The 9710-nt window shown below is 33.6% G+C and carries 10 protein-coding genes; 1 reads left to right on the forward strand and 9 read right to left on the reverse strand.

Annotation, left to right across the window (positions count from 1 at the left end; translation table 11 throughout):
• Positions 1-32 precede the first annotated feature (32 nt).
• From nfo to MVY38_RS06210, 3 genes are read right to left on the reverse strand one after another with little or no spacing between them, the layout of a single operon-like run.
• The gene (gene nfo / locus MVY38_RS06200) at positions 33-917 is read right to left on the reverse strand and encodes a deoxyribonuclease IV (protein ID WP_297484424.1); all 885 of its coding nucleotides are present in this window, start codon (positions 915-917) and stop codon (positions 33-35) included.
• A 1-nt stretch (position 918) separates the two neighbouring features.
• Complete coding sequence (locus MVY38_RS06205) at positions 919-1392, reverse strand: hypothetical protein (protein ID WP_297484407.1); 474 nt, start codon at positions 1390-1392, stop codon at positions 919-921.
• A gap of 7 nt (positions 1393-1399) precedes the next feature.
• Complete coding sequence (locus tag MVY38_RS06210; RefSeq protein WP_297484409.1) at positions 1400-1558, reverse strand: hypothetical protein; 159 nt, start codon at positions 1556-1558, stop codon at positions 1400-1402.
• A gap of 95 nt (positions 1559-1653) precedes the next feature.
• Here MVY38_RS06210 and MVY38_RS06215 point away from each other — a divergent pair, with 95 nt between their 5' ends.
• A complete protein-coding gene (locus MVY38_RS06215; RefSeq protein ID WP_297484411.1) occupies positions 1654-2925 on the forward strand; it encodes a DNA polymerase IV in 1272 nt (423 codons plus the stop codon).
• Between the two features lie 18 nt (positions 2926-2943).
• Here MVY38_RS06215 and MVY38_RS06220 read toward each other — a convergent pair whose 3' ends face one another.
• From MVY38_RS06220 to MVY38_RS06245, 6 genes are all read right to left on the reverse strand, one after another.
• Complete coding sequence (locus MVY38_RS06220; RefSeq protein WP_297484412.1) at positions 2944-4281, reverse strand: hypothetical protein; 1338 nt, start codon at positions 4279-4281, stop codon at positions 2944-2946.
• Between the two features lie 9 nt (positions 4282-4290).
• Complete coding sequence (locus MVY38_RS06225) at positions 4291-5250, reverse strand: c-type cytochrome (protein ID WP_297484414.1); 960 nt, start codon at positions 5248-5250, stop codon at positions 4291-4293.
• Positions 5251-5319: 69 nt separating this feature from the next.
• On the reverse strand, positions 5320-6504 hold the full coding sequence (locus tag MVY38_RS06230; protein WP_297484416.1) for a HAMP domain-containing sensor histidine kinase: 1185 nt from the start codon (positions 6502-6504) through the stop codon (positions 5320-5322).
• On the reverse strand, positions 6446-7111 hold the full coding sequence (locus MVY38_RS06235; protein WP_297484418.1) for a response regulator transcription factor: 666 nt from the start codon (positions 7109-7111) through the stop codon (positions 6446-6448). The genes MVY38_RS06230 and MVY38_RS06235 overlap by 59 nt, the downstream gene beginning before the upstream one ends.
• A complete protein-coding gene (locus tag MVY38_RS06240; RefSeq protein ID WP_297484420.1) occupies positions 7108-8025 on the reverse strand; it encodes a cache domain-containing protein in 918 nt (305 codons plus the stop codon). Before MVY38_RS06240 ends, MVY38_RS06235 begins: the two co-directional genes overlap by 4 nt.
• A 2-nt stretch (positions 8026-8027) precedes the next feature.
• Positions 8028-9710, reverse strand: a 1683-nt coding sequence (locus tag MVY38_RS06245) for an EAL domain-containing protein (RefSeq protein WP_297484422.1), incomplete at its 5' end; no start/stop codon positions are given.

Here is a 9710-nt window from a genome sequence, read left to right on the forward strand (position 1 = left end):
AATATACCCATATTGTAACGAAAAATTTTATTTTACTCTATAAAAGAGTAAAGCATCTCTATCTCTTCTTTCCAAATCGTCTCATCAATTGTTTCTAAAATAAGTGGAATATCATCCATTCGCTCATCATTCATTATAAATTTAAACGCATCAATTCCTATTTCACCCTTTCCAAGTGAGTGGTGTCTATCTACATGCGAGCCAAGCGGTGGCTTAGAGTCATTAATGTGCATTCCACTCAAATACTCAAAACCTATGATGTCGCCAAACGCAGCCCATGTTTTGTCATACGCTTCGCGGGTTCTTATATCATAGCCTGCTGTAAACATATGACAAGTGTCGATGCAAACACCTACACGGCTTTTATCTTCTACCTTGTCGATGATGTGTGCAATATGCTCAAACTTCCAACCTAAGTTACTTCCCTGTCCTGCGGTATTTTCTATGACTGCTTTGACATTTTTTGTCTTATCAAGTGCAATGTTAATCGACTCTGCAATAACATCAAGGCATACATCTTCTATGGGTTGCATCACTTCAGGGTTCTCTTTATCTTTTTTAGCCACTTTTGCCAAGTGACTCCCAGGATGAAAATTAAGTCTGTCAAGCCCTAGCAAATCACAACGCTCTAGTTCATCTATAAACGCAGCCCTTGATTTTTCCAGCTTTTCAACTTCAGGATGTCCAAGGTTTATAAGGTAGCTATCGTGAGGCAGTACATGTTTAGGAAGTATTCCACTCTCATCTAGTGCTTTTTTAAACTTATCTATCGTCTCAGCATCAAGTGGCTTTGCCACCCATTGTCTTTGATTTTTTGTAAAAAGAGCGAATGCTTTTGCACCTATTTTCTCTGCGTTTAGGGGAGCATTGTAAACACCACCACTTGCACTTACATGAGCACCTACAAATTTTTTCATTTTAGTAGCCATTTGGTTCCTTTATTCTTATAATAATATGATTTTTTCTATCTTTAAAAAAGCTCTCATGAGCATTGACCCTATATTTTATATCGACACTCTTATTTTTTATAATTTGCGTAAATCCATCATCTGATTTATGCTGATTTTTTTGAGCATAAATCGCATGACCCAGTATAATATTTTGCAAAATATCATCAGGATAAGAGGCGTTTAAGTACTCTTTGTTAAAGCTATGTTTTCTCATGCAGCCATCTTGCACACAAATCATTCTATTGATGTCAATCTTTTGAAAAACATGCCCTGCTTCAAAAAGCTCAAGCTCAATAGCATCATCTGTATGCCTAACATATCCTATATCTGAAAATTTAATTTTGGGGGATTTTATGGTGACGATTTTTGCTTCACTATGCTCGTAATTTTTTATGCTGCATCCAGTGAAAAAAATTACGAGAAGAGGGAGTAAGTATTTCAAAAGTTACTTATTTTTGTAAAAACTTACCACATTTCTTTTCAGCTGTACCGCCAAATGTTTTTACTTCAACTGCTGTGCCATTTTTAGCAATCACTTGTCTTTTACATTCATCTTTTGCTATACATTCTGGATTCTCACATCCAATATTTTCTGGTACTTGTGCCATTTTTTCTATCCTTAGAATTTTTTTGCAATTATAGTCAAATTTTGGCAATATGCAATAAATTTTGCAATTATAAATATCTATTATAAACTTCTGTTATGAAAATACATATTGATATAGATTGCTTCTTTGTCAGCGCTACACGAATTTCACACCCTGAGCTTGAACACAGGCCAGTTGCCATAGGTGGAAGGAGTGATACAAAAATATTTACTAAAGAGGCAAAAAATCAGACAGTAAACTTTGAAAATTCTGGTAGTTTTGTACCCACTTTTTATAAAGCTTACGAAGATAAAGATGATGATATAGCTGCGTTTAAAGATGCTGATGGACGCGTTCGCGGCATACTTACAACCTCTAGTTATGAAGCAAGAGCCTACGGTATAAAAACTGCTATGAGCATACGAGAAGCACTGCAACTCTGCCCTGCACTCATTATAAAAGCACCAAATATGTCACTCTATCAAAAACTCTCACATCAGTTACATGATTTTTTGGCACGCAAAATTCCGCTTATAGAACAAGCCAGCATAGATGAGTTTTACGGAGATTTAAATGGCTGGGTAGAAGATGAAGCAATTCCTCACTTTATTGACAATCTACGCCATGAAATAAAAAAAGAGCTCAATCTCCCCGTCTCCATCGGTGCAGCAAAAACTCGCTACATTGCAAAACTTGCCACAACTTATGCCAAACCATTTGGATGCAAAACCATTTATGAATGGGATTTTGATGAATTTGTTAATCCTATAAAGGTAGAAGATTTTGCAGGTATTGGGCGAAATATGCGAACAAAGCTAAACGCAGTACAAATAAAAACACTCGGAGCGCTGCGTTTAAGACGCGGTACACTTGAGTCGTGGGGACCTTATGCTACAGAACTTTACAAAAGAGTAAATGGAGAGAGTGATGCACCCATCCAAACGCAGCATAAACGCAAGTCCATAGGTATTTCACGCACATTTGACCCTATTTTTGACAGAAATGAGCTCAAACGGCGTGTTCATATACTTGCCCGCCATCTTAGCTTTGCCATTTTTAAACTTGATGTCATTCCTACTGTTTTTCACCTCAGCATTCATTATGAAATGAATCAAAAGTCACATATTAATGTATCAAAAGCAGAAATTTTTACCGAAAAGAAGTTCGATGCACTCTGTTTAGAGATGTTTCATAAAGCAGACACGCAAAAAAGATTACATATGATTCGCCTGAGCATAAACTGCTCAAGTTTTACAAGGGACTCACGCAAAGAACTCTCACTTATTGGCTTTGAAGAAGAAAAAAAGATGCAGACTCTGAGTAAGTCTACACAAAAACTACGCCAAAAATATGGCATAGATATGTTGAAATTTGCTAGTGAGCTCTAAGCGAGGGTCCCTGTAATATTAGAATTTAATTGTTCCTTGAATAGAAAGTAAATTGCCCATGTTGTCAACTACTTTTTGCGCTACAGCATTTCCAGGTGCATCAAAATCTCTAAATGCATAGTTCACATCAATTCTATTAGGCCCTTTAAAGTGATAAGACATACCAAGTGTAGTTGTTTTATAATCCCTCTCACCACCTTGTGATTTTAAATTTGTTAAACGATTAAGGTAGTCATAGCGAGCAAGTAGTTCTACTTTTTTAGGAAGTACATAATACTGTGCACTTACAAAGCCACCATCAGCTTCATTTTTACTCTCCGCCGCGATTTGGTATTGCCAATCATTGTTATAAGGATCTGCATCTACATCTTTTGCTCCATTATAAATCATACCTTTTGCTTTAATGTACTCGACATCCACACGAAGTCCATTATGAAAATAATCCACACCAGCACCATATCTTGTACGGTCATAGTTCTTATTATTTAATCTTCTTGCTCCATTTTGGTACCAACCATATACTTTCACAGATTGTGTATAGTACCCTTTACCTTTTCCAAACAGATACTCACTCGCAAGGTAACCGTAGTATGTCATATTACCTGAAGCATTTTTAGAGCTAAGACCAGTACCATTACCTACCATACCTGCGACACTTACAGTAATGTTTTTTCTAATATGTGTAGTATTAAAGAGTTCTACACCACGATCACGATATGCTCCGACAGATTGTTCTGTATCTCCTTGATAGATACCTGAACCTGCAACTGTTTCTTTCGCATTATTCGGGAGAAAACGCTCAAGAAGAAGTTGATTTCCTGCAGTTGAAAAGTTACGATACTCTGATGCAAAAACAGCACGCATACCTTCTTCACTACCAGGGTATTTAAACTGCCCTGCCCTTACATGTACATAAGGAATACCATTATATGTAATGGATGCATCAGTCAAATAGTTATGTGTAGGATGACCTGCAGGTTCTGTAACACCATCTTCACCAAACTCTGTCATAAAAAAGTAATCAAGTTGATTATCTTTATCTACCATTCCACGAACGGCTAAACGGGCACGATTTATTTCAAAACCAGATTGGTGGTCTAAACTTGGTGCTAACATAACAAAAGGTGTTTTATTCGTACCTGCCTTATCTAATATTGTCCCATAATCTTTTTGATATCCAGCTTGAATAAATCCCCAAAAATGTGGCTTGTTATTGTGGTTTGCTACTTTTTTACCATCTTTTTTTACGAAAGATGGTTGTGTTCCTGCTATACTGAGCCAATCTGCAGCATGCAGTCCCATTGAAAGAACTGACACACTTATGAGTGATAAAACTATTTTATTTTGAATTTGCATTTTGAATCCTTATTTTATTTTATGGTCGCCACGAATTTTGTCTACATCAAGACCAAATTGTTTAAAGTTGCTGCGTACTGAGTGTTTTTCTTCATGTACTTTTGAATTATAATATCCCATTTTACTTGCAGGGAAAAGACCTTTTCGTAAATCAAAATCTGCACGAGGTTGCGCATCTACATAGAGCATAATATCTGCTGCTTCTTGATCTTTAAGTGTTCCACCTTGACCTAATGGCATATTTGATTGTACCCATGCAGCACCTTTGTTGAGTTTACTCATACCTGCACCGGTATTGTATGCAAGCCATTTTCCATTTTTTTGTCCCCAAAGTGGTGGAAATGTTCCCATACCTGCACCATCAGCACTGTGACACATTGCACATTTGGCTTCGTAAAGTTTTTTACCATTTACATAATTTGCATGTGTTGCTTTTTTTTGAATTTTTGCAAAATGTTTCGCACCATGCATCCATCTCTGTGAATTTAACGGGCTACAAGGCATTTTTGGATTCATTTTCATTGGCATACCTGTTGAGAGCCATGTAACATACGCTGCCATTGCTACAGATGCTTTTGTATCAATGATAGGACGCTTTCCATTCATACTACGCATAAAACAGTTATTGATTCTATCTTGAAGTGTTTGTACAGATTTTTCTCTTTTAGAGTATGCTGGAAATGAAGTTGCTGTCCCTATAAAAGTAGCAATTCCTGGTGCAGTACCTGGTTTTCCATCACTACCTCGTATATGACAACTAATACATTGTAGTTTATTACCTACCATATCTTTTGTTAGAGGGTGCGTATCTGTATGCATCAAGATATCTTCACCTAGTTTTACCATTTTACCTACTTCACCAGCAGGATAAGTTTTTGGTGCAGCTGTAGGCGTTGCTGCCATAGCATTTGAGCCTAGTATTAAAAGTGCCGCAGCACCTATTGAGTATTTTATTAAATTACTTTTCATATCGTTCTCCTTTTTTATATGTCATATATTAACAATAGTTGCGTAACTTTTGTGTAAGTAAAAAAAGAGTTATGAAAATTTATAAGAGAAAAGAGAACCTTGAGAGAGTTTAGTATCTACTGAAATTTCAATACCATTTTTATCACATATATGTTTAACGATGCTTAAACCAATACCAAAACCACCTTGAATTACATCCTCACGAGCATAACGCTCAAATATTTTTTGAGTGTCTTTTATGCCTACACCCTGATCTTTTACACTAAAAATAATATACTCATTATCTTTATAGAGTCTAATGTTTATCTGTGTATCTTTTGGACTATATTTGATTGCGTTTGAGATTGTATTGTCTATGATTCTTTGTACCTCAATTCGATTTATATTAAGAAAGAGACCATCTTCTATATTTTCTTCAATAATTATATTTTTAATCCCTGCCAAATCTAAAAAAACATTGATTCGGTTTTGCAAAAAATGAGAAAAGTTCAAATTTTCTGCTTTATACTCTACATGCGTATATTTTATATGGTACTCAATATCTTCATAAATCAAAATTATGCTTTGCATACTGTTATAGAGTCTTCGAAGAACTTTACTATCTCCCTTATCTCGTAAAAACTCTAAATTAAGTTGCATAACACCAAGAGGAGTTTTAAGTTCATGCATCGCATCATTAAAAAAAACATTCAAGTATCTATTTGCTTTTTCAAGTGGTCGTAGAGAAATTTTTATAAAAAATAGTGTCATAAAAAAGATTATAGCTCCCAAAAAAAGTGCTGCAATAAATGCTTTTGTATAAATATTTTTATATGAAAATCTCTTAGCAATTATAAGTCTGCCTGCCTGAAGTCTGTTTGTACTCAAGAGAATTTCTTTACTAAGCACTCCATCTTGGCTTCTGTTTGTTGTAATAGTTTTACATAATGCTTCATCTGTTGCAAATAGCAGTTTTGTACTGCTACCATACAGACATGAAGTATAAAAGAGCGAACGGGGAAAATTAAATATATGTTTATTTGTACGAGAAAAATCATAAATGCTCTTCTCAACCCCATAAGTGTAATGTTGTAAATCTTGCATTTGAGCCTGTTTATAACTCTTTTTCTCAACAGAAATATAAAAATATGCAGGAATACTCACCACAAAGATAATCAGCATAGAGTAAAAAAATGCTAGGGTATAGATATATCGTTTATCTTTTTCTATCAATTTTGTACCCAAACCCTTTTTTACTAACAATAAATGTTGCATCTGTTTTATCTCGTATCTTTTTAATGCACATACGAATATCTGCTTCCGTTACCATTTTTTCTTCCCATACATCTTCCCACAACTGCTTTGTTGAAATATACTCATCAAGATTTGTAATCAAATAATCAAGGACTTTTTGCTCTTTTGGTGTTAGGGCAACTGCTTCCTCTTTATGAAACAGTTTTCCTTTTGTGAGATTATAGCTATAATCGTTATTAAGATTTAACTCTTCTTCATTTGAGTGAAAATAAAAAACTTTTAAAACCTGCTCTACACGGTACTTTAACTCCTGCGCGGCAAAAGGCTTACGAATATAATCATTACAGCCAAGCTCATAACCTATGCTCAAGTTATCTATATCTGTTAAAGAGGTAATAAAAATCACTGGTGTTTCATCTTTTTTTTCACGCATCATTTTTACAATCTCATAACCACTTTTACCTGGTACTCGAATATCTAAAAGCAGCAGATGGTATTTTTTAAAATAGAGTGTATCTATAACTTCGTCCCCATTCTCAAAACTCTCTACCTCATATCCCAATGATTCTAAATACTCTTGAATAGTCTCTTTGTAATTCACATCATCTTCTAAAAGTAAGATTTTCATTGAATAACAACTCCTGAACTATTCGCTTCCTCTGTTGTTATTTCATCATGTGTTTTAAGCATAAGAGGTGCACTATTTTCAAATACAATCACAAAGTATCCTAGATTTTGATTTTGAAAATTTTTGATGCTAAAGTAGGTAAAAGCATATTTGTCTTGTGTAAAGTAACCAGAACTTTCTAAGTTATGCAAGTTCGATTTTTTCAAACTTTCAAAACTGTGTCTATCATAGCTCTTGTTCACCAATACAAATTTATTAAAAATGAGAGGATTATCTTGCACCCTTGTTGCGATATTGAGATATTTTTTATTTAAAAGTATAAAAAGAGCATAACCATGTTCTGCAAGTGCCTTTCTCAGGTGTTCAAAATTTTCAATAACTTCAATAGATCCTTCAAAAGAGCCATTTTTTAAAATTGGAGAGATAGCTTTAATATTTAAGCGTTTACCCACTTCTATGGAGACCAAAGGTTTTTTGTGCTTTTTAACAAAAACCAAGCCTTTACGAAAAGAGGCAAGTGGTACATTTTTTATGGAATAATCCCAACTTCTAAGATAAGTATGCAAGTTTTTATCGTGTACCTGTACTTCAAAATTATAACCCTGCAACTTTTGTAAACTTTTAATCTTCTGCTCAATTATCTCAAATGCTTTTTTTCGTTTATTGCTATAAAATGCTTCTAAAAAAGTTTTGTCTTGCGCAAGCAACAAAGAGAGAGAAAGAGCATGTTGTTGTTCCTCTTCAAGTAAATTTCTTGTCAAAAAAAGTGCATTATCCAATGACTGCAGTGTCTCTTTTTGGGAGTATGACTCCTTAAGAGTATAAACAAAATATAGAGAAGCAAAAAGAACAACAACCGTAAAAGTTAAAACAATTTTATCAATTTTACCAACAAGTTTTTCAAACAAATTCAAGTTTACTCTTTAAACATTGGTGATGGGATAGAAAAACAGTAGCCCTGTGAAAACTCTATGCCTATCTCTGCAACAAATTTTTGAATATCTTCATTCTCTACAAACTCAGCAATAACTCTTATGCCCATCGAAGATGCAAACTCACTAATTGCTTTTACAATCTTATAACTTTTTGGATTTGTATCTAAATTTTTAATGTATTTTCCATCTATTTTAATAAAATCAACATCAAGTTCATTAATACGCTCAAAGTTGGAGTATTCAACACCAAAATCATCAATGGCTAATTGAAAGCCTGCCTCTTTTAGCTCTTTGAGCTGAATAATATTGTTGTGTGTTCCACCAGAACTTACCCCTTCTAAAATTTCTAAAACAATCTGCTCAGCCCTAAGATGGTAAAAATCTAATTTTTCTAATAAATATGCTTTTAGTTTTTTACTGTAAAGATCATCTTCTGTAATGTTGATGGATATTGTTACATCTTTTGAGTGTTTTGCGAGATATGCAAAACTTTTATCTATTATAATTCTTGTAATTTCAACTAAAAATCCACTATTTTTTGCAACTCCTATAAAATAGTACGGAGAGTAAATTTTTCCACTTACTTCAAGACGAGCAAGTGTTTCATATTTCATAATCTCATTAGTTTCATTATTGCGAATACCTTGAAAATAGGGAATAATTCTTGCATCTTGTTGTGCAAATATAGCATCATAGAGATAGCTGTTGAATTTTAAGAAGTCATTGTTGACACTCTGCTCTTTATAGTGAACGAACTCTTTGTATGGTTCCATTTTTGCCTGTTTTATAGCAATGGTTAATTTACGCAGAGAATCTTCTTCTAAACCATGCACAACTGAAAAACTAAATGCAACTCTAATGTTAATATCATCCTTTGTCACATGCAAGGGGTCATCATTAAAATGGTGATTTATATGATTCACATCATCTGTTATCTCATCAGATATAAAAACAAATTCATCAGAATCAATTCTGTAAATTTTTCTCTCTAAAATAGTTTGCAGCCTCAAAACAGTTAATCTCAAAATTCCATCACCTATTTCAAAACCATAAGTAGCATTAATCTGACTGAAATTTTTAATATTAAGCATTACAAGCTCTTTATCTTTGTAAAGATCTTTATCTGCTATAAATTTCTCTTTTGTATAACATTGTGTAAGTTGATCATTATAGATTAAAGAGAGATTTTTCTCTGTCTCCTCTTTCACTCTTTCATTAAGTGAAGCTATTAACTCCACATTTAGCACCTGTGTTTTAAATCCAAAATAGGACATTAAAAGGAAAAGCAGTGCCATAAGAACGGTAAGCGTTTGTAGTAAAATTTCTTTATTTTGAAGGTACTCTTTATCTTTTATAAACACAATATAATGTGCTATTACCTTTTCATTTACTCCAACAATATTTACTTGTGATACAAAGTAATTATTTTTAAAAATTCCTTCATGTATCTCATTTATTTTTTCAGAGTTTAGAAAATAGTCCACTCCCTTTTTTTGTACAAATTTTTTAATATTTTTATTAAGCCTAAGAGTTGAAATATTATAACCATCAATAAAAACTTTTGAAAGAGGATGTGTTAATTGCTTTGTAAATCTTTTTTCAATAACCAATGCCGAATAAATTTGTTCTTTTTCTAAATCTCTTGCAATTGAGTTAAAATGACT

Source organism: Sulfurimonas sp., assembly GCF_027056685.1.
In the GTDB taxonomy this organism is placed as follows: Bacteria; Campylobacterota; Campylobacteria; order Campylobacterales; family Sulfurimonadaceae; genus Sulfurimonas.

Coding starts and splice junctions, on each gene's coding strand:
- MVY38_RS06230 (WP_297484416.1), bottom strand. CDS start 6,504: ATGCAACATTTATTGTTAGTAAAAAAGGGTTTGGGTACAAAATTGATA.
- MVY38_RS06210 (WP_297484409.1), bottom strand. CDS start 1,558: ATGGCACAAGTACCAGAAAATATTGGATGTGAGAATCCAGAATGTATA.
- MVY38_RS06235 (WP_297484418.1), bottom strand. CDS start 7,111: ATGAAAATCTTACTTTTAGAAGATGATGTGAATTACAAAGAGACTATT.
- MVY38_RS06215 (WP_297484411.1), top strand. CDS start 1,654: ATGAAAATACATATTGATATAGATTGCTTCTTTGTCAGCGCTACACGA.
- MVY38_RS06225 (WP_297484414.1), bottom strand. CDS start 5,250: ATGAAAAGTAATTTAATAAAATACTCAATAGGTGCTGCGGCACTTTTA.
- nfo (WP_297484424.1), bottom strand. CDS start 917: ATGAAAAAATTTGTAGGTGCTCATGTAAGTGCAAGTGGTGGTGTTTAC.
- MVY38_RS06220 (WP_297484412.1), bottom strand. CDS start 4,281: ATGCAAATTCAAAATAAAATAGTTTTATCACTCATAAGTGTGTCAGTT.